Here is a 21203-nt window from a genome sequence, read left to right as displayed (position 1 = left end):
ATACCGGCTCTGTCACGCCATCAGTGACGCAGGGCGAGGTTCAGCACGTCCCCGGCGTGATCGAGACAGTCGACGCAGATCACCGCGTCGCGCTGGGCGCAGGTCACCCGCAGCAGCGGGCGCCGCAGGCCGAGGAATGTGCGGCGCTCTCGGCGGCCGCAGAACTCGCAGACCGCGGCCAGCGGTGAGGTCACCGCCGCCAGCACGTCGCCGCCCGGGGTTTCGCGGTCGGCGCCGTCGTGGACCACCCGCAGGCCGGCTCGTACGCAGTCCACGCAGATCGGCCCGGCCCTGCCCGGGACCCGGGGGCCACGCACCGTGCCGCAGAACCGGCAGGGCCGCCCGGCCCCGTTCGCCGCCGTCACGGCGCCTCCTCACCGGTTTCGCCGCGCGCACACCGGGAACCCCGGGCGCGACGCCACCTCCCGGTCACGCTACCCGCATCCGCACCGGGCGGCGGCGTCGGCGGAACCGGCTCACGCTCGGCCGGGACCCCGCGCACGGACCTCCCGCCCGGGTGGCACGGCTCGAGCGGGCAGGAGGACGTTTTGTCGTCGTTGACGGTGCTGTTCGGCGTGGCCGGCCTGCTCGCCCTGGCCGCGGCGATCGTGCCGAAACTCGTGGCCGACCGGCCGTTCTCGGTCCCGCTCGTGATGCTGATCGCCGGGATCGCCCTGGGCCTGCTGCCGCTGCCCGCGCCCTACGGCAACGGCTGGAGCGACCCCGCCCAGCACCTGCACGGCGTCGAGTCCTTCACCCAGCTGGGTATTCTCGTCGCGCTCGCCGGGGCCGGCCTGTCCGTCGACCGGCCGTTCGGGCTGAAGCGCTGGGGCTCGACGTGGCGGCTGCTCGCGCTGACCATGCCGCTGTCGATCCTGGTGATCGCCGCGCTCGGGTACTGGTGGCTCGCGCTGGCGCCGGGCGTGGCGCTGCTGCTGGCCGCGGCGCTCGCACCGACCGACCCGGTGCTGGCGGGCGACATCGGCGTGCCGCACCCCGACGTCGAGCCGGAACTGGCCCGGGACAACGAAATCCGCTTCACCCTGACCACGGAGGCCGGGCTCAACGACGGGCTGGCCATGCCGTTCGTCCTGCTCGGGCTGGCGATGGCGGGCAGCAGGCCGAACCTGGACGTCTCCTGGGTGCTCGTCGACCTGCTGCTGCCCGTCGCGACCGGCGTGGTGGTCGGCCTGGTCGCCGGCCGCGGGCTCGGCTGGGCGATCTTCCGCACCTCGTCGGACCGGCTGCGGCTCGCGGAGTACGGCGACGGCCTGGTCCTGCTCGCGCTGGCCTTCCTGCCGTACGCGCTGGCGGAGTTCGCCCACGGCAACGGGTTCGTCGCGGTGTTCACCGCCGCCGTCTGCGTGCGGAAGCAGGAACGGGAGCACGACTACCACGGTGTCCTGCACGCCTTCGGCCACCAGCTGGAACGGCTCTTCGTCCCGCTCGCCCTGCTCGGGCTGGGGCTGGCCATCGGGGACGGCCTCCTGCTCGGCCTCCGCCCGCTGGAGGTGGTGATCGCGGTCGTCGCGGTGCTCGTGGTGCGGCCCGTGGTCGGCTGGGTGTCGCTGCTCGGGTCCTCCGCCGGCCGGCCCGCCACGCTGGCGATCGCGTTCTTCGGCGTCCGCGGCATCGGCACGCTCTTCTACCTCGCCTACGCGATCGACCGGCTGCCGGTGGCGCACCAGGACGTGCTGTGGCGGGTCGGCGCGCTCGCCGTCGCCGTGTCGGTGCTGGTCCACGGCATCCTCGCGGAGCCGGCGATCCAGCGGATCGAGAAGATGGGCGGCCACCTGCCTGCTCACTGAGCCCGGTTGGCGGGCCCGGCCGCGGGGTACCCGGCCGACGTGACGCGCGAGGTGCTGCCCTGGTGGCTCGGTCTGACCGCCCTGTGGGTCCTGACGCTCCCAACGCCGTCGCTGCCGGAGATCGTGGCCGCGGCGGTCGCGGCGGTGCCGTGCGCGTTCGCCGCCCGTGCGGCGCGCCGGGCCGTCGGCGGTGCGTGGCGGCCCCGGGCACGCTGGTTCCGCTGGCTGCTCGCGGTCCCCGGCGCGGCGGTGCGCGAGTCCTTCCGAGTCCTGGTCGAGGTGGTCCGGCACCCGCGTGCGGGCCGGTTCGACACCGTGGGCTTACCGCGTGAACCCGACGCGGTCCACGAGGCCCGGGCGGCCTGCGCGGCCCTCGTCGTCGGCAGCACGCCGGGGACGATGGTCGTCGCCACGCCCGAAAACCCCTCAGCCGGCCGCGAACTGGTCGTCCACCGGCTGCTCGACGGCGGCTCGCGCGTGCTCGACGAGGTGCGCCGGTGACCGGCTGGCTGGTCGCCGCCGTGCTGCTCATGGTGGGCGGCCTCGGCCCGGCTCTGTGGCTCGCCGCGCGCGGGGACGCCATCGGGCGCCTCGCCGGGCTCCAGCTCGCCGGCCCGGTCACCGTCCTGACGCTGCTGCTGCTCGTGCAGGCCTACGGCCCGTCGAGCGCGGTGATCCTGCCGCTCACGCTGACCGTGCTGGCCTTCGCCGGCACGCTGCTGTTCATCCGGCTGCTGGGGACGACGGAATGACGGTCGCCGCGCAGGTCCTCGTGTTCGCCGGGGTCGCCGTCGTCGTGGTCTCGGCGCTGGCGATGCTGCGGGCCCGGACCCTGCTCACCCGGCTGCACCTGCTCGCCCCGGTGACCACGCTGGGCGGGCCGCTGGTCGGGCTCGGGCTGGCGCTGGCCAACGGCTGGACCCTCGGCTCGGGCGCCATCCTGCTCACCGTCGTGCTGCTCGCCGTGACCGGCCCGGTGCTGCAGTCCGCCGCCGGGCGCGTCGAAGCGCAGCGGCAGGGCGCGATCGACGAGGACCTGCCGTCGTGACGACGGTCGTGCTGCTCGTCGCCCTCGCGTTCGTCGCCGTCGCGGGGTTCGCGGTGGTCGCCACGCCGGACCCGCGGCGGCAGGCGATCACGCTGTCGCTGTTCAGCCTCTCCCTGGCCCTGTTGTTCGTCGCGCTCCAGGCACCCGACGTCGCGTTCTCGGAACTGACCGTCGGCGCGGCCGTGGTGCCGCTGCTCGTGCTGCTCACCATCCGGAAGGTCGGCGGACGATGACGCTGCGGGCCCGGACGTGGCTGTGCGCGGCCGGCGCGCTCGGCGTGGCCGTCCTGCTCGTGACGGCCTTCCTGCGGATGCCCGAGTTCGGCGGCACCCTGCACGCCTACCGCGACCTCGCCCTGCCCGCCGCGATCGCCCGCGCGACGCCGAACCTCGTGTCGTCGGTCAACTTCGACCTGCGCGCGCTGGACACCCTCGGCGAGGAGACGATCGTCGCCGCCGCGGTCGTGGGCACGTTGTCGCTGCTGCAACCGTCCCCGGAGGAACGACAGCGGATCGAACCCCAGCGCGGGTACGTCCTGCCGGTGGTCAAGCTTGCCGGGTACCTCATGCTCCCGGTGACGCTCCTGCTCGGCATCGACGTCGTCGTGCACGGCCACCTCACCCCGGGCGGCGGCTTCCAGGGCGGGGTCGTGCTGGCCACCGGCTGGCACCTGCTCTACATCTCCGGCAGCTACCCGGCGCTCGCGCGGCTGCGCCCGATCGACTGGTGCGAGTACGCCGAGGCGGCGGCGACGGGCCTGTACGTCGTCGCCGGGCTGACCGGGCTGGTCGCCGGCGGCGCGTTCCTGGCCAACGTGCTGCCGAAGGGCGAGTTCGGCTCGCTGCTGTCGGCGGGCACGGTGCCGGTGCTGAGCGTCCTGGTCGGGATCGAGGTCGCCGCCGGGCTCGTCGTGCTGCTGGCCCAGTTCCTCGGCCAGGGCCTGATCCGCGAGGAGAAGTCATGAACGGCGTCGTGGGCCTGGCCTGCTTCGGCGTGGCCGGGTGGTTGCTGCTGATCGGCGCGATCGGCATCGTGCGCAGCCGGCACCTCGTGCACACCGTCGTCTCGCTCTCGGTGTCGCAGGCCGGGACGTACGTGCTGCTGCTCGGCATCGGCTACCAGGATCAGGCCGGCGCGCCGATCGTCGTCCAGGACCAGCGCCAGCCCGTCGTCGACCCGATGGTGCAGGCGATGACGCTGACCGACATCGTCGTCTCGGCGACGATCACCGCGCTGCTGCTCGGCCTGACCATCCAGATCTCGAAGCGCCACGGGACAGTGGATCCCGACGAACTGCGCGCGCTGCGCGGCTGAGCCGATGACCGCGCTCCCGATCCTCGTCGTCGCCCTGCCGCTGCTGGCCGCGTGCGTGCTGCTCGGCCTGGGCGTGAAGCTGCCGCGCGTGGTGGCCGACGCCGTCGCGACCGTCGCGGCCCTGACCGTCACCGTCCTGACGGCGGTGCTGCTCGTGGGCGTGCAGCACGGCCGCGTCGTGAGCTGGCTCGGCGGGCACCGGCCGGACGGTGCGCGCTCGCTCGGCATCGTGCTGGCCGCCGACGGCCTCAACACCACCCTGGCCCTGCTGGCGTCGTTCCTGACGACGTGCGCGCTCGTCTACAGCTGGCGGTACTTCGAGGCGGTCGAGGCCCGCTACCACGCGATGATGCTGCTGTTCCTGACCGGCATGCTCGGCTTCCTGCTCACCGGAGACCTGTTCACCCTGTTCGTCTTCTTCGAGCTGATGAGCGGCGTCGCCTACGCGCTGACCGGGTACCGCGTCGAGGAAGCCGACTCGGTCCAGGGCGCGCTCAACTTCGGCGTGGTGAACTCCCTCGGCGCGTACTTCACGCTGATGGGCATCGGCCTGCTCTACGCGCGCGGCGGGCAGCTCGGGCTGGCGCAGCTCGGCGTCGCCCTCGACGGGAAACCCGCGGACGCGCTCGTGCTGGCCGCGTTCGTCCTCGTCTGCACCGGCCTGCTGGTCAAGGCGGCCGCGGTGCCGTTCCACTTCTGGCTCGCCGACGCGCACGCGGTCGCGCCGACGCCGGTGTGCGTGCTCTTCTCCGGCGTCATGGTCGAGCTGGGCGTCTACGGCGTGCTGCGGGTCCGGCGCACGGTCTTCGGCGGCGTGCTCGACGACGGCGCGTTCGCCCGGGTGCTGCTGGTGCTGGGGATCGCCAGTGCGCTGCTCGGCGCCGTCCTGTGCTTCACCCAGCGCCACCTGAAACGGCTGCTGGCCTACTCGACCATCGCGCACACCGGGTTGTTCCTCTGTGGACTGTCCGCGGCCGACGGCGGGGCGAGCACGGGGTTCGTGCTGGCGGTGGCCGGGCACGCCGGTGCCAAGGCCGCGCTGTTCCTGCTCGTCGGGGTGCTCAAGGACCGCTACGGCAGCGTCGACGAGGACGAGCTGTTCGGCAGGTGCCGGCATTCCCGGCTCGAGGGCGGGCTGTTCGTGCTCGCGGCGCTGGTGCTGGCCGGGCTGCCGCCGTTCGGCGTCGCGTTCGGCAACGACGTCGCGGACCACGCGCTGGAGCACACCGGGTACGGCTGGCTGGTGGCGGTGTCCGTGGCCGTCACCGCGGTGACGGCGGCCGCGGTGCTGCGCGCCGGCCTGGGTGTCTACTTCGGACTGGGCCGGCCGCCGCGGCGCGACGACGGCGACCGGACCGCCGGGACGGACGAGGAGCCCGAGACGGGCGGCCGCATCGAGCGCACCCCGGCGACGATGACCGGCGCGATCGTCGCGGTGCTGGCGGCCGCCCTCGCCGCGGGCACGGTCCCGTGGCTGCGCGACGCCGCCGTGACGGCCGGGCGGCAGGACGCCGACCGCGACGGCTACCTGCACGACGTCCTGCCCGCCGTCGGGTCACCCGGGTCCCTGCCGCCGGTGTCGGCCGAGTGGACGTCGGCCGGCCTGCTGTCCGCCGCGCTCACGGTGCTGCTGGCGCTCGGTGTCACCGCGGTGGCGCTGTGGCCCCACCGGCTCCCGCCGTGGCCGCGGCCGGTCCGGACGGCCCTGGAAGTGCTGCACCGCGGCCATTCGGGCCACGTCGGGGACTACGTCGCCTGGCTCCTCGTGGGCGTGACGGTCCTCACGGCGCTCGTCTGGGCATGAGGATGTGTAGGCGCCGGGCGAGTGGGTAATCGATGGACAAGGCCCTTTTGGCGACTGGCCGATCCGGAAATGTCGCCGCGACGGAAGGTGCATCCCATGAACGACAAGTTCGAGAACAAGGGCGAAGAGCTCAAGGGCCGGGCCAAGGAAGCGGTCGGCGACGCCACGGGCAACGAGCAGTGGCAGGCCGAAGGCAAGGCCGACCAGGCCAAGGGCTCCCTCAAGCAGGCCGGCGAGAAGATCAAGGACGCCGTCAAGGGCGTCAAGGATAAGGACTGATCCGTAGTTCTTTCCGCTGCCGCACCCCGGCTTCCGGGGTGCGGCAGTTCTGCGTTCAGCCTTCCGCGGACCGGCGCTCGAGCCGCTCGCGCTGCGGGATCACGACGTACTTCGGGTCCTTTGTGGATTCTACGCCCGCGGCGTAGACGCCGAACCGCGTGCACAGTCCCGAAGCCAGGTAGGCCGCTCCGGCCAGCACGCCCGCCGCCCGGTTCCGCTTCGCCAGCAGGGAAAGTCCCGCGCCCGCCGCCGTCAGCGCCTTCGCCGCCTTCAGGAGCTTGCCCGCGCGGCCCGTCCGGTACGGCTCCGACATCAGGCCCAGCCCGGTCTCCAGGTGGTGCTCCGCCACCAGTTCCGCGACCGCGCCCACCAGACCGGCCCGGATCGCCGGGCCGGCTTCGCCCGGCGGGGCGGCCACCAGGGCCGCGCCGGCGCCGCTCGTCAGCGCGCTGCCCGCGAACAGCACCGGGAGCGTGCCGTGGGCCTCGTGCCACGACGGCGTCGCGGTGTCCGCCAGCAGCACCGCCGTGTACGTGCACATCGCCGGGCCGAGCACCCCGGCACCGAGGCCCGCCAGCCTGCCGATCCGCGGCAGCCGCCCGGTGACCTCGGACGCCGCCGACACCGCGGCCAGCCCGGAGAACGGCGACAGGATCCACGACCCCACCGAAAGCGGCGACGTCGGCTTCAGCACCCGCAGCATGTGCAGGAACCGCGTCGGCTTCCCCAGGTCGTGGATCAGCGCGACGACGCTGGCCAGCGACCCGCCGGACGCGACCAGCTTGCCGACGCGGGCCAAGGCCGGGCGGCCGGTGACCTCGGCGAGGACGGCCATCGTCGCCGAGGCGCCCGCCGCACCGCCGAGGAACAGGTACAGCGGCACGTCCGGCTGCTTCCAGGCCGGTTGCTTGAGGATCGGCCGGCCGTAGTAGGACTCGAACTCGGCGGGCTCGACCATCGTCGGTTCGCGGCGCGGGCTCATCGCCGGCCTCCCAGGAACGACGCCGCGACGGCCACGGCGACACCGGCCGCCGTCACCGCGGCCCGCTTCCACATCGCCGGCAGGTCCCGCGTCGTGACGACCGGGTCCGGCGGCAGGCCGTAGACCTCGGGTTCGTCCAGCAGCAGGAAGAACGCGCCGTCGCCGCCGACGCCGTCCTCGGGGTCCCGGCCGTAGAGCCGAGCCTCCGGCACGCCCGAGTCGTGCAGCGTCCGCACGCGCTCGTCGGCGCGTTCGCGCAGTTCCTCCAGCTCGCCGAACTGGATGGAGTCGGTCGGGCACGCCTTGGCGCACGCCGGTTCCATGCCCGCGCCGAGCCGGTCGTAGCAGAGGGTGCACTTGAACGCGCGGCCGTCGCTCTCGCGCTTTTCGATGACGCCGTACGGGCACGCCGGGACGCAGTAGCCGCAGCCGTTGCAGATGTCCTGCTGCACGACGACGGTCCCGAACTCGGTGCGGAACAGCGACCCGGTCGGGCAGACGTCGAGACAGGCGGCGTGCGTGCAGTGCTTGCAGACGTCGCTCGACATCAGCCACCGCACGCCCGGGTCGTCCTGCGCCGGCGCGCCGACGTCCGGCATCCCGAGGTCCACGGCGGGTTTCTTCGGCTGCTCGACGAAGGCCACGTGCCGCCACGTGTTCGAGCCCAGTGCACCGGTGTTGTCGTAGGACATGCCCAGGAGGTCGAGCCCGCCCGATTCGGGCACGCCGTTCCACTCCTTGCACGCGACTTCGCAGGCCTTGCAGCCGATGCACACCGACGTGTCGGTGAAGAACCCCATCCGGGGCTGGGTGCCGTAGTCAGCCATCCGCTCGCTTCCGGTACTCGGCCACGAACTCCGGCAGCGCGGCGCCGCGCGGGCGCCGTCCCGGCCGGATGTCGCAGGTGGCCGCCTTGGATTCCTGGATGTGCACGTTCGGGTCCATCACGATGGAGAGCAGGTCGTTGGCCGCGTCCCCGCGCGAGAGCCCGTTCGGGCCCCAGTGGTACGGCAGGCCGATCTGGTGGATCGTCCGGCCGCGGACCTTGAGCGGCTTCACGCGGTCGGTGACGAGCACGCGGGCCTCGATCGCCGTCCGCGCCGAGATGATCGTCGCCCAGCCGCCGTTCTCGAGGCCGCGTTCGGCCGCGAGGGCGGGCGACACCTCGCAGAAGAACTCCGGCTGCAGTTCGGAAAGGTAGGGCAGCGTCCGGCTCATGCCGCCGGCCGTGTGGTGCTCGGTGAGCCGGTAGGTGGTGAACACGTACGGGTAGACCGTGCTGCGCGCCGGGTTGTACGGGTTCGACGGGCTGTCCAAGGTCTGGCGCGTCGGTGACTCCTGCTGGCCGTAGAGGGCGTTTTCCACCGGGCTCTCGAACGGCTCGTAGTGCGCGGGCAGCGGGCCGTCGGCCAGGCCGGCCGGGACGTAGAGCCAGGCCTTGCCGTCGGTCTGCATGATGAACGGGTCACGCCCGCCGAGCGCGTCCTGCGCCTTGGCGCCCTCGGGCGGCACGTGGTCCGGCGCCTTCGTCGGCTCGAAGTCCGGCACGTCCGGGCCGACCCACTTGCCCTGCTCGGCGTCCCAGCTGAGCAGCTTCTTCCGCTCGCTCCACGGCTTCCCGTCCGGGTCGGCCGACGCGCGGTTGTAGAGGATCCGCCGGTTCGCCGGCCACGCCCACGCCCAGCCCTTCGCGACCCAGTCCTGTTCCTGGCCCGGCTGCCGGTTCGCGGCCTGGTTCTTCCCCCCGGCCCGGACGCCGCAGTAGATCCAGCAGCCGCACGCCGTCGAGCCGTCGTCCTTCAGTTCGGTGTACGCCGAGAGCGGGCCGTCCGGGCCGTGCCCGTTGATCTCGGCGAGCACGGACTCCGCGCTCGGGTCGTCCGTCGGTCCCTCGACCGGGTAGCTCCAGGTCAGGTCGCGGATCGGCGCGTCGCGCGGGTCGTCGCCGATGCGTTCCCGGATGATCCGGCCGAGGTGGTAGTAGAACCACAGGTCGCTGCGGGCGTCACCGGGTGGCTCGACGGCCTTGTGGTGCCACTGCAGCAGGCGCTGGGTGTTGGTGAAGCTGCCGTCCTTCTCGGTGTGCGCGGCGGCGGGCAGGAAGAAGACCTCGGTGCCGATCTCGTCGGACTTCAGCTCGCCCGTCTCGATCTCCGGGCCGTCCTTCCAGAAGGTCGCGCTCTCGATCATCTGCAGATCGCGGACGACGAGCCAGTCGAGGTTGGCCAGGCCGAGCCGCTGGAACTTGCCGTTGGCCGAGCCGACCGCCGGGTTCTCCCCGACCAGGAAGTACCCCTTGCACTCCCCCTCGATCTGCTTCTGCACGGTCGCGTACGTCCCGTGGTCGCCGGTCAGGCGCGGCAGGTAGCCGAAGCGGAAGTCGTTGTGCGGCTGCGCCGAATCGCCCCAGTACGACTTGAGCAGGCTCACGGTGTAGGAGCGCATGTTGCCCCAGAAGCCGGTCTTGCCCGCGTCGGCCGCGACGAACTCGTCGAGACTCTGGTGCTGGTGCGCGTGCGGCATCGGGATGTAGCCGGGCAGGAGGTTGAACAGCGTCGGGATGTCGGTCGAGCCCTGGATGCTGGCGTGGCCGCGCAACGCGAGGATGCCACCGCCGGGACGGCCGATGTTGCCGAGCAGCGTCTGCAGGATCGACGCCGTGCGGATGTACTGCGCGCCGACCGTGTGGTGCGTCCAGCCGACCGAGTACACCCAGGCCGTCGTGCGGTCACGACCGGAGTTCGCGGTGACGGCCTCGGCGATCTCCAGGAACTGCTCGACCGGCAGGCCGCAGACGTCGGCGACCATCTCGGGCGTGTAGCGCGCGAAGTGGCGTTTGAGCACCTGGAACACGCACCGCGGATGCTGCAGCGTCTCGTCGGTCTTCGGCTTGCCGCCGATCGCGGCCCCACCGCTGCCGTAGGTGTCGGCGCGGGCCGACTGCTGGTGCGCCTCACCGCCGTGCTGCTCGGAACCCGGCTCCCCCGCCTGCTCGGGGTCGGCGGACCCGGTCGCGGGCAGCGTCGGCGAGCCCTCGTACTCCCACGACGACATGTCGTACTTGCGCTTCTCGGGGTCGTAGCCCGAGAAGACGCCGTCGAGGTCTTCGGTGTCGGCGAAGTCCTCACGCAGGATGGCGGCCGCGTTCGTGTAGGCGAGCACGTACTCCCGGAAGTCCTTGTCGTTGCTCAGGACGTGGTTGATCAGGCCGCCGAGGAACGCGATGTCCGTCCCGGCGCGCAACGCCGCGTGGACGTGCGAAACCGCGCTGGTGCGGGTGAACCGCGGGTCGACGTGGATGATCTTCGCGCCGCGGGCCTTCGCCTCCATCACCCACTGGAATCCGACCGGGTGACACTCGGCCATGTTCGAGCCCTGGATGACGATGCAGTCGGCGTTGGCGAGGTCTTGCTGGAACGTCGTGGCGCCTCCACGACCGAAGGAGGTCCCCAGACCGGGAACCGTGGCGGAGTGTCAAATACGCGCCTGGTTTTCGATCTGGATCGCGCCGAGCGCGGTGTACAGCTTCTTCATCAGGTAGTTCTCTTCGTTGTCCAGCGTCGCGCCGCCCAGGCTGGCGAAGCCGAGCGTGCGGTTGAGCTTGCGACCCTGGTCATCGGCGTCCTGCCACGTCTCGGCGCGGGTCTTGAGGACCCGGTCGGCGATCATGTCCATCGCCGTGTCGAGGGGCAGGCGCTCCCAGTCGGTGCCGTGCGGGCGCCGGTAGAGGACCTCGGTGACGCGGCTCGGGCTGGTCACGAGCTGCTTGCTGGCCGACCCCTTCGGGCACAGCCGGCCGCGGGAGATGGGCGAGTCCGGGTCACCCTCGATCTGCGTGACGCGGCCGTCCTTGACGTAGACCTTCTGGCCACAGCCGACGGCGCAGAACGGGCAGACGGATTTGACCACTTTGTCGGCGTCTTCGGTGCGGGCGTGCCATTTCTCCGAACCGTCCGATTTGGCCGCCGCCGCGCGCGCTGTCGGATCGGAACCGGTCAGCTGCCGGTAAACCGGCCAGCCTTCGATCCACCGACGCACGCTCATACCGGTCACGGTAATAGCGATACCCGCGGAACGCAGGTTCAATCATCCGTCCGGCGGGTTTTGCCGCGCCCGATTTTTCACCCGCCACGAAATGCCGCGGCTCAGCTCACCGTGCGGCGGGTGCCGTCGCCGAGGGACTCCGTCCGGCCTGCCGCGTCGAGCCGCTCCAGCAGCGGGATCATCACCCGGCGGGTGCTGTCCAAGGCCCGCCGGGCCTCCGAAACCGTGAACGGCTGCGGCAGCGCGCGCAGTTCCGTGGCCGCGCGCTCCTCGGCGTCCGGCCCGAGCACGACCCCCTCCGCCACCGCCGTCAGCCGGCCGAGGCGGACCGCCGCCGCCAGCTCGCGGCGGCCCAGGCCCAGCTCCCGCAGCTCGTCCGCCTCCGGCGCGCGGAACGGGTGCTCGGCGAGCCGCTTCACGACCGTTTCCAGGGCCTTCTCGACCGCCGGTGCGAGGCCACCCGGCCGGCGCACGAGCCCACCCGTCACGTCCAGGCCGGTTCCGGCCAGCAGCGGGGCGACCAGCTCCGGCGCGGGCAGGCCGAGACGCTGCCGCAGGGCCTCCACCGGCATGCCCGCGGCGAGGGCGTCCCAGGCACGCACGATCGCCGTGGCCTCGGCACGCAGCCCGGCGAACCGCACCGGGTCCACGCGCCAGTCACCGACCTGGTCACCCGTTTCGGGCAACCCCATCGCCGCGAAGTCCGCGGTGCGGACGAAACCGTTCCGGCGCAGGTAGCTCGCGGCGAGATCGGACGAAGCCAGCTCCTCGCCGCGCGCGCGAGCCGCGCCCCGGCGCGCCAGGGAAGGCGGCCGGACGTCGAGGACGTCGAACCCGGCGGCGATCCGGTGCTCGCCGGGGTCGCGCAGCAGCCCGCGGTCGCCGACACGCAGCGGCAGCGCGGACGTCGTCGTGAGCCGGGCGGTGTCCGTCCCCAGTGGACGGACGCGCACCGGCACCGCCGCCGTGCCGAAGTGCAGCACCAGGTTCCGGTGGAGGTCGGTCGCGTTCAGCCGGACGTCGAACTCCGCCGTCTCGTGCCACCGGCCCGGCGTGAGCAGGACGTCGCCGCGGCCGACGTCGGCGCGCGCCGTGCCGCGCAGGTTCACCGCCACCCGGGCCACGGCCGTAACCCGGTCGTGTGCTTCGCCGAGCGCCTGCAGGCCGCGGACCTTCACCCGCGCGTCCCCGAGCAGCAGCTCGTCGCCGACGGCGATGGTCCCAGCGGCGAGAGTGCCCGTGACGACCGTGCCCGCACCCGAAACGGTGAACGCCCGGTCGATCCACAGCCGGACATCGGCGGTCGGATCGGGCGTGGGCAGTCCGTCGGCGAGCGCAGCGATCGCCGTACGCAGCTCGTCGAAACCCGCATCGGTCTTCCCGCTGACGGCCACGCTCGGCACCGCGCCCAGCGACGTCGCGGCGATCTCGCTGAGCGCGGCTTCGGTCGCGACCGCCGGGTCGGCCCGGTCGGCCTTCGTGACGACCAGCAGCCCACGTCGGACGCCGAACGCGTCCAGCGCGGCGAGGTGCTCGGCCGACTGCGGCATCCAGCCCTCGTCGGCCGCGACGACGAACAGCACCGCCGGCGCGGGCCCGGCGCCCGCCAGCATGTTCGGCACGAACCGTTCGTGGCCCGGCACGTCGACGAACGCGACGTCCTCGGCGCCGATCCGCGTCCAGGCGAACCCGAGGTCGATGGTCAGCCCGCGGCGGCGTTCCTCGGCCCACCGGTCCGGTTCCATCCCGGTCAGCCGCCGCACCAGCGTCGACTTGCCGTGGTCGACGTGCCCGGCGGTGACGATCACCCGCATCGGCGGACGGCTTCCAGGAGCTTCGCGTCCTCTTCCGGCCGCACGGTCCGCAGGTCGAGCAGGCACCGGTCCCGCTCGACCCGGCCGACGACCGCGGGATCGCCCGTCCGCAGCGCGGCCGCGTACCGGGCGGGCAGGCTCACCGCGACGCTGGGCAGTTCGACGCCGGGTGCTCCCCCGCCACCGACCGCCGAACGCGTCGAGACCACCCGGGCGTCGCCGCCGTCCAGGGCCCTGACCAGGCTTTCGGCCCGCTGCCGGAGGGTCTCGACGGACGCGCCGAGGGCCGCCCGTACCGGCGGTTCGGGCCCGCGGAGGGTCGCTTCGAGCGCGGCCAGCGTGAGCTTGTCGACGCGCAGCGCCCGCGCGGCGGGGTGCCGCCGCAGCCGTTCGACGACGTCGGCGGCACCGAACAGGAGGCCGGCCTGCGGACCGCCGAGCAGCTTGTCGCCGCTGGCGGTGACGACGGTGGCACCCGCCCGCAGCGCGCTCGCGGCGTCCGGCTCGTCCGGCAGGAGCGGGTGCGGGGTCAGCAGGCCGGAGCCGATGTCGGCGACCACGTGCACGCCGAGGCCGGCCAGCTCGCCGAGCGCCACTTCCGAGGTGAAGCCGGTGACCCGGTAGTTCGACGGGTGCACCTTGAGGACGAACCCGGTGTCCGGGCCGACGGCGCCGGCGTAGTCGCCATAGGACGTCCGGTTCGTCGTGCCGACTTCGCGCAGCCGGGCGCCGGTCGAGGCCAGGAGGTCGGGTATGCGGAAGCCGTCCCCGATCTCGACCAGCTCGCCCCGGCTGACGACGATCTCGCGACCCGGCGCCAGCGCGAGCGCGCAGAGCAGCAGGGCGGCCGCGTTGTTGTTGACGACGTGCACGGCGCCGGCGTCCGGGACGGCGGCGGCCAGCGCCGCGAGGGCACCCCGGCCCCGGCGCGCCCGCTCGCCGGTCGCAAGGTCGAACTCGACGTCGGTCGTGCCGCCGGCGGCCAGCAAGGCGTCGAGGGCGGCCGCGGACAGCGGCGCCCGGCCGAGGTTGGTGTGCACGACGACCCCCGTCGCGTTGACCACCGGCCGCAGCGACGTCGCGCTCGCCGGGAGCCGCGCGAGCACGACGTCCACGACGTCGCCGGGCGCGATCTCCCCGTCCCGCGCGGCCTGCTGGACCTCGGTGACGACGGATTTGACCAGGTCACGCCCGAGCGTCCCGGCAGCTTTCGCGACGCGCGGCTCGGCCAGGACCGCGTCGGTCCGCGGGATCGCGCGGCGCGGGTCAGGCATGGCGGAGGCGGACGGGAATCGAACCCGCCAACGACAGGACCTGCCGTTCACCGGTTTTGAAGACCGTGCCGGTCACCAGGCCGGATACGCCTCCCTGCACCATGGGTGCCATCCTGCCAAGTCCGGGGCCGGCGGGCACGATGAACCGGTGGCGATCCGACTGACGCAGTACGCGCACGGCGGTGGCTGTGCGTGCAAGATCCCGCCCGGTGAGCTGGAGGAGGCCGTCCGCGGCCTGGCCGGGAGCTCCCCCACCGATCCCGTCGGCGAGCTGCTCGTCGGCCTCGACACCGGCGACGACGCGGCCGCGGTCCGGATCTCCGGGACCACCGCGCTCATCGCGACCACAGACTTCTTCACCCCGGTCGTCGACGACGCCTACGACTGGGGCCGGATCGCCGCGGCCAACGCGCTTTCCGACGTCTACGCCATGGGCGGCACGCCGGTGGTGGCGGTCAACCTGCTCGGCTGGCCGCGGGAGACGCTGCCGTTCGAGCTGGCCGGCGAGGTGCTGCGCGGCGGGCTCGACGTCTGCGGCAAGGCGGGCTGCCACCTGGCCGGCGGGCACAGCATCGACGACCCCGAGCCGAAGTACGGGCTGGCCGTCACCGGCATCGCCGATCCCGCGCGGCTGCTGCGCAACGACGCGGGGTGCGCGGGCGTACCGCTGACGCTGACCAAGCCGCTCGGTGTCGGCGTGCTGAACTCGCGGCACAAGGCCACCGGCGAACGGTTCGCGCAGGCGATCGACCTCATGACGACGTTGAACGACACCGCCTCCCGCGCGGCGCTCGGGGCCGGGGCTGTCTGCGCCACCGACGTCACCGGGTTCGGCCTGCTCGGCCACCTGCACAAGCTGGCCAGGGCGAGCGGGGTCACGGCGCGCGTCGACCCGGCGGCCGTGCCGTACCTGGACGGCGCGCGTGAGGCCTTGCGCGACGGGTACATCAGCGGGGGCACGCGCCGCAACCTCGACTGGGTCCGTCCGCACGTCGACGTCTCCCGGATCGCCGAGGACGAGGCGTTGCTGCTGGCCGACGCGCAGACGTCCGGCGGACTGCTGGTCGCCGGGGAGGTGCCGGGGTACCCGGTGATCGGGGAGCTGGTGCCGCGCGGGGAGCACACGATCGTCGTGGGGTGAGTTTCGGGGCCTGCACGGCGGGTACGCGAGGATCATGTCTGCACCGGACCGATCCAGCCTCGAACAGCACCTGGCCGAGACCGAATACCCGTGCGGCCGCGAGGAGCTCCTGCGGCGCGCGGCCGCGGCCGGCGGCGGCGACTCCGTGCTCGGCTCGCTCGGCGGCCTGCCCGGCGGCGACCGCTACGCCGACTTCGACTCCGTGTGGGAGGCCGTGTCGGCGAAGCACGTCGGCGGGGCGCCCTAAGCGAGACGCTCCACGGCGTCGCGCGCTTCTTTCAGGTCCGCGCCCGTGTGCTCGCGGTAGGTCTTGATCGCCTGGATCTTCTTGCCTTCGCGCACCAACGCGGTGACCTCGGCGAGACCGGGCTCTTCGACGGTCACGCCGAGCTGCGCGACGATGGCGTCCAGCTTCCGTTCCATCCGCTCGAGCCGGCGGGTGAGCCTGCGTTCGGTGGCCGACGAGCTCAGGCCGACGACCGTGATGAGCAGAACGACCCCGAGCAGCACCATCCCGTAGTCCATGGCGGGTCATGCTACTTCGCGGAAACTGTCGGTGCCCGCGTTTAGGGTGGGCCCCATGACGACATTGACCGACCGGCCGAACACCGCATTGGTGGTAGTCGACGTGCAGAACGGCGTGATGAACGGCGCCCACGACCGCGAGGCCGTCCTCGCGAACATCGTCGCCTTGGTCGAGAAGGCGCGTTCCGGCGGGGTCGAGGTGGTGTGGGTGCAGCACGCCGATGACGGGCTGCCCCGCGGCAGCGAGGAGTGGGAGTACGTGCCGGAGCTGGTGCGGCGCGAGTCGGAACCGTTGGTGCACAAGGCTTACGGCGACGCGTTCGAGGACACCGACCTGGAGGCGGTGCTGGCGGCCCGCGGTATCGGCAGGCTGGTGGTGGCGGGAGCCCAGACGGACGCGTGCATCAGGTCCACCCTCCACGGCGCGTTCACCCGCGGCTACGACGCGACATTGGTGGCCGACGCGCACACGACGGAGGATTTGACGGCGTACGGGGCCCCGTCGCCGGGTGGGGTCATCGCGCACACGAATCTGTACTGGAAGTTCCAGACGGCGCCGGGCCGGACGGCGGGGACGGTGCAGACCGCGGAGGTGGACTTCGGGGTGACCGCATCGGCTTGAGGCGCTTGGGGGCTGCCGGTCGGTGGGGCGGGTGTTGGTTGGGGGCGGGGGTTGATGAGGGCGCCGTTTGGCGGGCGCACCCGGGCTGAGGCTGCACACCGGTTCGCCGCCGCGAGCGGTTGGCGGAGGCGCGGGTTGGTGGGGCCGGGTTGGCGAGGCGCGCCAGGTCGGTGGAGGCGCGCCCGAGTTGAGGCTGCACGCAGGTTCGCGGCCGCGGGCGGTTGGCGGAGGCACGGGTTGGGGTTGGCAGGGCGCGCCAGGTCGGCGGAGGCACGCCCGAGCTGAGGCTGCACACGGGTTCGCGGCCGCGAGCGGTTGGCGGAGGCGCGGGTTGGCGGGGCCGGATTGGCGAGGCGCGCCAGGTCGGCGGAGGCACGCCCGGGTCCGCGGCACCTGGAGCCCCAACCGATACTCAGGCTCCGCGCAGGTGGTCGCGCAACTCCCGGGCCACCCGGGCCATCAGCACGTCCGCCTCGGGCTGCAGCACCGCCGGGACCCGGGACTCCGTCAGGGCCACCACCCCGAACACCCGCCCGTCCGCGTGCTCGACCACCCCGGCCTCGTGCCGGAGGTTCAGCAGCGTCCCCGTCTTCGACGACCAGCGCGCGGCATCCGAGGCGAAGTCCGGGGTCAGCCGATGGCGGATCACGTTGTGCGCCATCAGTTCCCGCACTCCCGCGGCCACCGCCGGGTCGATCCGCGACGGTGTCCACAGCGCCTGCAGCAGCTCCAGGACCGCCCGCGCCGACGCCGCGTTGGCGCGCGTGACGTCCAGCTGGGCCAGCCGGTGCCCCTGGCCCGCCGTGCCCGCGCCGATCGCCAGGGAATGCGCCAAATCGGCCTCGTCCGCGTCGAATCGCTCAGCCGGTGTGTCGACGAGGTCCGCCATCAGGTGGCGCACGGCGATTCCCCGAAGACCCCAGCCCTCCAGCGAAAGCATGACCGCGTCCGGCGGGGTGAGGCCGAACAGGACGTCGGCCGCCGCGCCGTCGCTCAGGGCCGTGCTCAGGTACACCAGGTCGTCGACCGCGATGCGGGCCGGGTGGCGGAACCGCGTCAGCCCGATCGGCCCCGGCGTGGTGACGCCGCCGGGCGCGACTTCCAGCTGCGTCGCGCCGTCCAGCTCGCCGCGGCGGATCCGCTCCAGGGTCGCCGCCGCCAGGGGGACCTTCACCAGCGACGCGATCGGGTACACGCGGTCCGGGTCGATCCCCAGCTCGTGCCCGGACCGCAGGTCGCGGACCAGGAACGACCCGCGCAGCCCGCCTTCGTCCAGTTCGGACCGCAGCCGCCGGACCAGCCCTTCCGCGCTCACGCCTCGGCTCCCAAGCACCGCGCCACCGCGGCGGACAGCCCGCGCACCCGCTCGGCGTCTTCACCCAGGGCGGCGGCCACGCCGTAGCCGCGCGCCAGCGTGACCTCCCCGACCGGCCGCCAGTGCAGTCCCAGCTGCTCGGCCTGCGCGGGCGAGCACAGCAGCAGGTCCGCCGAGCCGAACACCGCCGCGGCGGCTGCGGTCAGCGACGCGGCCACGGCGACCTGGGCCGGCGGGAGGCCCACGGCGTCGCGCACCCGCAGCAGCCGGTCGCGGACGTGCGGGACGTCGTCCTCGGGCTGGATCCGGACGTGTCGCCGAGGTCCGCCGGACCGCCCGGCGCGCAAGGTCTCCAGGTGCACCACCCGCGCCTCCGGCCGCGCGACCCCGGCCAGCCCCAGCGGCACGGACCACACGCTCTCGCCGGCCGGGACCGCGACGAGCGCCGCCCGCACCTCCTGCGTGCGGACGAGTTCGGCCCGCTCCCCCGGCGGCGCGACGCGGAACTCCAGGTGCACCTCCCGCGCGCGAGCCTCGGCGGCCAGCTCGGCCAGCGAACGCACGTCGCAGGTGTCCGGGACGGCCAAGCGCAGCGGCCGCAGCCGTGCCCGCTGCGCGTCGTGGTCCAGCGCGTCGGCCAGCTGCACGAGCCGCCGGGCGGAGGGCAGCACCTCCCGCCCGAACGGCGTGAGCCGCGCGCGGCGGGTCGTCCGGTCGAAGAGCCGCTCACCGAAGTGCCGTTCGAGCGCGGCGATGCGCCGGCTCGCGACCGGCTGCGGGATCCGCGCGACCGCCGCGCCCGCCGTGAAGCTCCCCGCCTCGCTCACGCTCACGAACGCCCTGCAGCCGCCGACCAGGTCCACGACGTCACTCTATGCGATTCCGGCATCGAACCGTTCGTTTCCGTCTTGGACAGCATGGACGAACCCGGTGAGACTGCGGAGGTCGATCAAGATCGGAAAGGATCCGCCCGTGCCGTTCCCCCACGTCCGGCGGGCCGCGCTCACCGCGCTGGCCCTCGTGTCGCTGACCGCCTGCGCCGCCGAAGCGCCGGCCGCACCGCCGCCGACGACGACCCCGACGACCACGACCGCGACGACCGCGTCGCAACCGGACTTCACGCCCCTGGAGCGCGAGTTCGACGCCCGCCTCGGCGTGTACGCCGTGGACACCGGCTCGGGCCGCGAACTCGCCCACCGCGCCGACGAACGCTTCGGCTACGCCTCGACGCACAAGGCCTTCTCGTCCGCCGCCGTCCTCCAGCGCACCAGCCTCGACGGGCTGGCGAAGGTGCTGAAGTACACCCGCGCCGATCTCCAGCCGAACTCCCCGGTCACCGAAAAGCACGTCGCCACCGGCATTTCCCTGCGCGACGCGATGGACGCGGCCCTGCGCTACAGCGACAACACCGCCGCCAACCTGCTGTTCGGGGAACTCGGCGGACCGCCGGGTCTCGGTGCCGCGCTGCGCGCGATCGGGGACACGACCACCCACGTCGACCGGACCGAGCCCGGCCTCAACGACCTCGCGCCCGGCGACCTCCGCGACACCAGCACGCCGCGGGCGATGGCCACGAGCCTGCGCGCCTTCACCCTCGGCGCCGCGCTGCCGCCGGAGAAGCGCGCCGTGCTCACGGACATGATGCGCGCCAACACGACCGGCGCGGCCGTGATCCGGGCGGGCACGCCCGCGGGCTGGACCGTCGCGGACAAGACCGGCACCGGCGACTACGCGACCCGCGACGACATCGCCGTCGTCTGGCCACCCGGGCGGGCGCCGATCGTGCTGGTGGTCATGTCCGACAAGAAGGCGAAGGACGCGACGGCGGACGACCGGCTGATCGCGCGGGCGGCGAAGCTCGTCTTCAGCGGTCTCGGGTGAGGACGCGGGCTTCGAGGTCGACGCCGTGCGTGCCGATCACCTCGGCCCGGACCAGCGAACCCGGGTCCGGCACCGCATCGCGGAACGTCACGTGCCCGTCGACTTCGGGTCCCTGGTGCGCCGCCCAGCCGCGGCCGCCGGTCCCGACGACCACGTCGACGCACGTGCCGAGCCGCTCCTCCGCGCGGCGGGAGACCAGGTCGTCGGCGAGGACCGACAGCTCTTCGACGCGCTGCGCGAGCACCGGGGCCGGGATCTTGCCCGGCAGGCCGGCGGCCTCGGTGCCGTCCTCGTCCGAGTAGCCGAAGACACCGATGGAGTCCAGCCGGGCCTGCTCCAGGAAGAGCTTCAGCTCGGCGAAGTCGGCGTCGGTCTCGCCGGGGAAGCCCGCGATGAAGTTGGACCGCACCCCGGCGTCCGGGGCGATCACCCGGATCCGGTCGAGCAGCTGCAGGAACCGTTCGCGGTCGCCGAAGCGGCGCATCCGGCGCAGCACCGGCCCGCTCGCGTGCTGGAACGACAGGTCGAAGTAGGGCGCGACGCCCGGCGTCCCGGCGATCGCCTCGAGGAGGCCGGGCCGCAGCTCGGCCGGCTGCAGGTAGCTCACGCGGACGCGGTCGGCGACGGCGGCGAGCTCCGGCAGCAGTTTCTCCAGCGCCTGGAGATCGCCGAGGTCCTTGCCGTACGACGTCGAGTTCTCGCTGACCAGCACCAGCTCCCGCACGCCGTGGCCGGCCAGCCACTCGGCTTCGGCGAGGATCTCGGCGGGCGGCCGCGAGACGAACGCACCGCGGAAGCTCGGGATCGCGCAGAACGTGCACCGCCGGTCGCAGCCGGACGCCAGCTTCAGTGGCGCGATCGGGCCGCCGCCCAGCCGGTGCCGCAGCACGCGCGGACCGCTCGCCGGGCCGTGGCCGGGCACGTGCGCGGCCTTCGTGGCGACCCGCTGGACCGGCGTGATCGGCAGCAGCGTCCGCCGGTCGCGCGGGGTGTGGGCCGGGCGGGCCCGGCCGTGGAGGACGTCCTCGATGCGGTCGCCGATCTCCGGGTAGTCGTCGAACGACAGGACGGCGTCGGCCTCCGGCAGCGCGTCGGCGAGCTCACGGCCGTAGCGCTCGGCCATGCAGCCGACCGCGACGACCTTCGCGCCCTTGCCGGACGCGGCGAGGACGGTGTCGATCGACTCCTTCTTGGCCGCTTCGATGAAGCCGCAGGTGTTCACGACGACGACATCGGCCTCGTCCCCGGCTTCGGCCAGGCGCCAGCCCGAACCGCCCAGCCGGGCGGCCAGTTCGTCGGAATCGACCTCGTTGCGCGCGCAGCCCAGGGTGACCAGGGAGACGGTGCGCACG

Annotated in this window: 23 protein-coding genes and 1 tRNA gene; 13 read left to right on the top strand and 11 right to left on the bottom strand. The window is 73.4% G+C overall.

Going from position 1 to position 21203, the window contains the following annotated elements; translation table 11 throughout:
* Positions 1-20: 20 nt before the first annotated feature.
* Entirely contained in the window at positions 21-365 is a 345-nt protein-coding gene (locus ABZ342_RS23830) for a hypothetical protein (protein ID WP_360476771.1), read from the bottom strand.
* Positions 366-548: 183 nt separating this feature from the next.
* Here ABZ342_RS23830 and ABZ342_RS23825 point away from each other — a divergent pair, with 183 nt between their 5' ends.
* The 9 genes from ABZ342_RS23825 (at position 549) to ABZ342_RS23785 (ending at position 6253) form a co-directional block, all read left to right on the top strand.
* The gene (locus tag ABZ342_RS23825) at positions 549-1808 is read left to right on the top strand and encodes a cation:proton antiporter (protein WP_360476768.1); all 1260 of its coding nucleotides are present in this window, start codon (positions 549-551) and stop codon (positions 1806-1808) included.
* Positions 1809-1847: 39 nt separating this feature from the next.
* A complete protein-coding gene (locus tag ABZ342_RS23820) occupies positions 1848-2309 on the top strand; it encodes a Na+/H+ antiporter subunit E (RefSeq protein ID WP_360476765.1) in 462 nt (153 codons plus the stop codon).
* Positions 2306-2560: a hypothetical protein gene (locus tag ABZ342_RS23815; protein ID WP_155549804.1), complete on the top strand. Its 255-nt coding sequence runs from the start codon at positions 2306-2308 to the stop codon at positions 2558-2560. Before ABZ342_RS23820 ends, ABZ342_RS23815 begins: the two co-directional genes overlap by 4 nt.
* Positions 2557-2856 carry a monovalent cation/H(+) antiporter subunit G gene (locus ABZ342_RS23810; protein WP_360476761.1) on the top strand — a complete coding sequence of 100 codons (300 nt, stop codon included), beginning with the start codon at positions 2557-2559 and terminating at the stop codon, positions 2854-2856. Before ABZ342_RS23815 ends, ABZ342_RS23810 begins: the two co-directional genes overlap by 4 nt.
* Complete coding sequence (locus ABZ342_RS23805) at positions 2853-3089, top strand: hydrogenase subunit MbhD domain-containing protein (protein WP_155549802.1); 237 nt, start codon at positions 2853-2855, stop codon at positions 3087-3089. Before ABZ342_RS23810 ends, ABZ342_RS23805 begins: the two co-directional genes overlap by 4 nt.
* A complete protein-coding gene (locus tag ABZ342_RS23800; RefSeq protein ID WP_360476757.1) occupies positions 3086-3820 on the top strand; it encodes an MnhB domain-containing protein in 735 nt (244 codons plus the stop codon). Before ABZ342_RS23805 ends, ABZ342_RS23800 begins: the two co-directional genes overlap by 4 nt.
* The gene (locus ABZ342_RS23795) at positions 3817-4170 is read left to right on the top strand and encodes a cation:proton antiporter subunit C (RefSeq protein ID WP_360476754.1); all 354 of its coding nucleotides are present in this window, start codon (positions 3817-3819) and stop codon (positions 4168-4170) included. The genes ABZ342_RS23800 and ABZ342_RS23795 overlap by 4 nt, the downstream gene beginning before the upstream one ends.
* A gap of 4 nt (positions 4171-4174) precedes the next feature.
* Positions 4175-5974 (top strand): complex I subunit 5 family protein, encoded by a 1800-nt coding sequence (locus ABZ342_RS23790; protein ID WP_360476751.1) that lies wholly within the window; start codon positions 4175-4177, stop codon positions 5972-5974.
* Positions 5975-6070: 96 nt separating this feature from the next.
* Positions 6071-6253: a CsbD family protein gene (locus ABZ342_RS23785; RefSeq protein ID WP_086675473.1), complete on the top strand. Its 183-nt coding sequence runs from the start codon at positions 6071-6073 to the stop codon at positions 6251-6253.
* Positions 6254-6308: 55 nt separating this feature from the next.
* Here the strand turns inward: ABZ342_RS23785 and nrfD are convergent, their stop codons facing one another.
* From nrfD to ABZ342_RS23755, 6 genes are all read right to left on the bottom strand, one after another.
* A complete protein-coding gene (gene nrfD / locus ABZ342_RS23780) occupies positions 6309-7235 on the bottom strand; it encodes an NrfD/PsrC family molybdoenzyme membrane anchor subunit (RefSeq protein ID WP_360476748.1) in 927 nt (308 codons plus the stop codon).
* Positions 7232-8062 (bottom strand): 4Fe-4S dicluster domain-containing protein, encoded by an 831-nt coding sequence (locus tag ABZ342_RS23775; protein ID WP_360476745.1) that lies wholly within the window; start codon positions 8060-8062, stop codon positions 7232-7234. The genes nrfD and ABZ342_RS23775 overlap by 4 nt, the downstream gene beginning before the upstream one ends.
* Positions 8055-11279 carry a formate dehydrogenase gene (fdh, locus tag ABZ342_RS23770; RefSeq protein WP_360476742.1) on the bottom strand — a complete coding sequence of 1075 codons (3225 nt, stop codon included), beginning with the start codon at positions 11277-11279 and terminating at the stop codon, positions 8055-8057. The genes ABZ342_RS23775 and fdh overlap by 8 nt, the downstream gene beginning before the upstream one ends.
* 101 nt (positions 11280-11380) lie before the next feature.
* Entirely contained in the window at positions 11381-13093 is a 1713-nt protein-coding gene (selB, locus tag ABZ342_RS23765) for a selenocysteine-specific translation elongation factor (protein ID WP_360476739.1), read from the bottom strand.
* Positions 13084-14367, bottom strand: coding sequence for an L-seryl-tRNA(Sec) selenium transferase (gene selA / locus ABZ342_RS23760; RefSeq protein ID WP_360476736.1), 1284 nt, complete (start codon positions 14365-14367; stop codon positions 13084-13086). Before selA ends, selB begins: the two co-directional genes overlap by 10 nt.
* Positions 14367-14461: transfer RNA gene (locus ABZ342_RS23755), tRNA-Sec, on the bottom strand. The genes selA and ABZ342_RS23755 overlap by 1 nt, the downstream gene beginning before the upstream one ends.
* A gap of 54 nt (positions 14462-14515) precedes the next feature.
* Here ABZ342_RS23755 and selD point away from each other — a divergent pair.
* A complete protein-coding gene (gene selD, locus ABZ342_RS23750) occupies positions 14516-15508 on the top strand; it encodes a selenide, water dikinase SelD (protein ID WP_360476733.1) in 993 nt (330 codons plus the stop codon).
* Positions 15509-15542: 34 nt separating this feature from the next.
* Positions 15543-15755 (top strand): DUF2795 domain-containing protein, encoded by a 213-nt coding sequence (locus ABZ342_RS23745; protein ID WP_155549791.1) that lies wholly within the window; start codon positions 15543-15545, stop codon positions 15753-15755.
* Here ABZ342_RS23745 and ABZ342_RS23740 read toward each other — a convergent pair.
* Positions 15752-16033, bottom strand: coding sequence for a hypothetical protein (locus ABZ342_RS23740; protein ID WP_360476730.1), 282 nt, complete (start codon positions 16031-16033; stop codon positions 15752-15754). The two genes, ABZ342_RS23745 and ABZ342_RS23740, sit on opposite strands and share 4 nt — an antisense overlap.
* A gap of 55 nt (positions 16034-16088) precedes the next feature.
* Here ABZ342_RS23740 and ABZ342_RS23735 point away from each other — a divergent pair, with 55 nt between their 5' ends.
* A complete protein-coding gene (locus ABZ342_RS23735; RefSeq protein ID WP_360476727.1) occupies positions 16089-16655 on the top strand; it encodes a cysteine hydrolase family protein in 567 nt (188 codons plus the stop codon).
* A 412-nt stretch (positions 16656-17067) separates the two neighbouring features.
* Here ABZ342_RS23735 and ABZ342_RS23730 read toward each other — a convergent pair whose 3' ends face one another.
* Both ABZ342_RS23730 and ABZ342_RS23725 read right to left on the bottom strand, forming a co-directional pair.
* Entirely contained in the window at positions 17068-17970 is a 903-nt protein-coding gene (locus tag ABZ342_RS23730) for a serine hydrolase (RefSeq protein ID WP_360476724.1), read from the bottom strand.
* On the bottom strand, positions 17967-18833 hold the full coding sequence (locus tag ABZ342_RS23725) for a LysR family transcriptional regulator (protein ID WP_360476721.1): 867 nt from the start codon (positions 18831-18833) through the stop codon (positions 17967-17969). Before ABZ342_RS23725 ends, ABZ342_RS23730 begins: the two co-directional genes overlap by 4 nt.
* Before the next feature lie 109 nt (positions 18834-18942).
* On the opposite strand from ABZ342_RS23725, the gene bla reads away from it, so the two are divergent.
* Positions 18943-19851: a class A beta-lactamase gene (gene bla / locus ABZ342_RS23720; RefSeq protein ID WP_360476718.1), complete on the top strand. Its 909-nt coding sequence runs from the start codon at positions 18943-18945 to the stop codon at positions 19849-19851.
* On the opposite strand, the gene rimO is transcribed toward bla, so the two are convergent.
* Positions 19835-21202 (bottom strand): 30S ribosomal protein S12 methylthiotransferase RimO, encoded by a 1368-nt coding sequence (gene rimO, locus ABZ342_RS23715; RefSeq protein ID WP_360476715.1) that lies wholly within the window; start codon positions 21200-21202, stop codon positions 19835-19837. The genes bla and rimO overlap by 17 nt on opposite strands.
* Between the last annotated feature and the right edge of the window lies 1 nt (position 21203).

The sequence above is a fragment of the Amycolatopsis sp. NPDC005961 genome (assembly GCF_040629235.1).
In the GTDB taxonomy this organism is placed as follows: domain Bacteria; phylum Actinomycetota; class Actinomycetes; order Mycobacteriales; family Pseudonocardiaceae; genus Amycolatopsis; species Amycolatopsis camponoti.
Note: the sequence above shows the minus strand (reverse complement) of the source record. Positions and strands in the feature narration are given on the sequence as shown.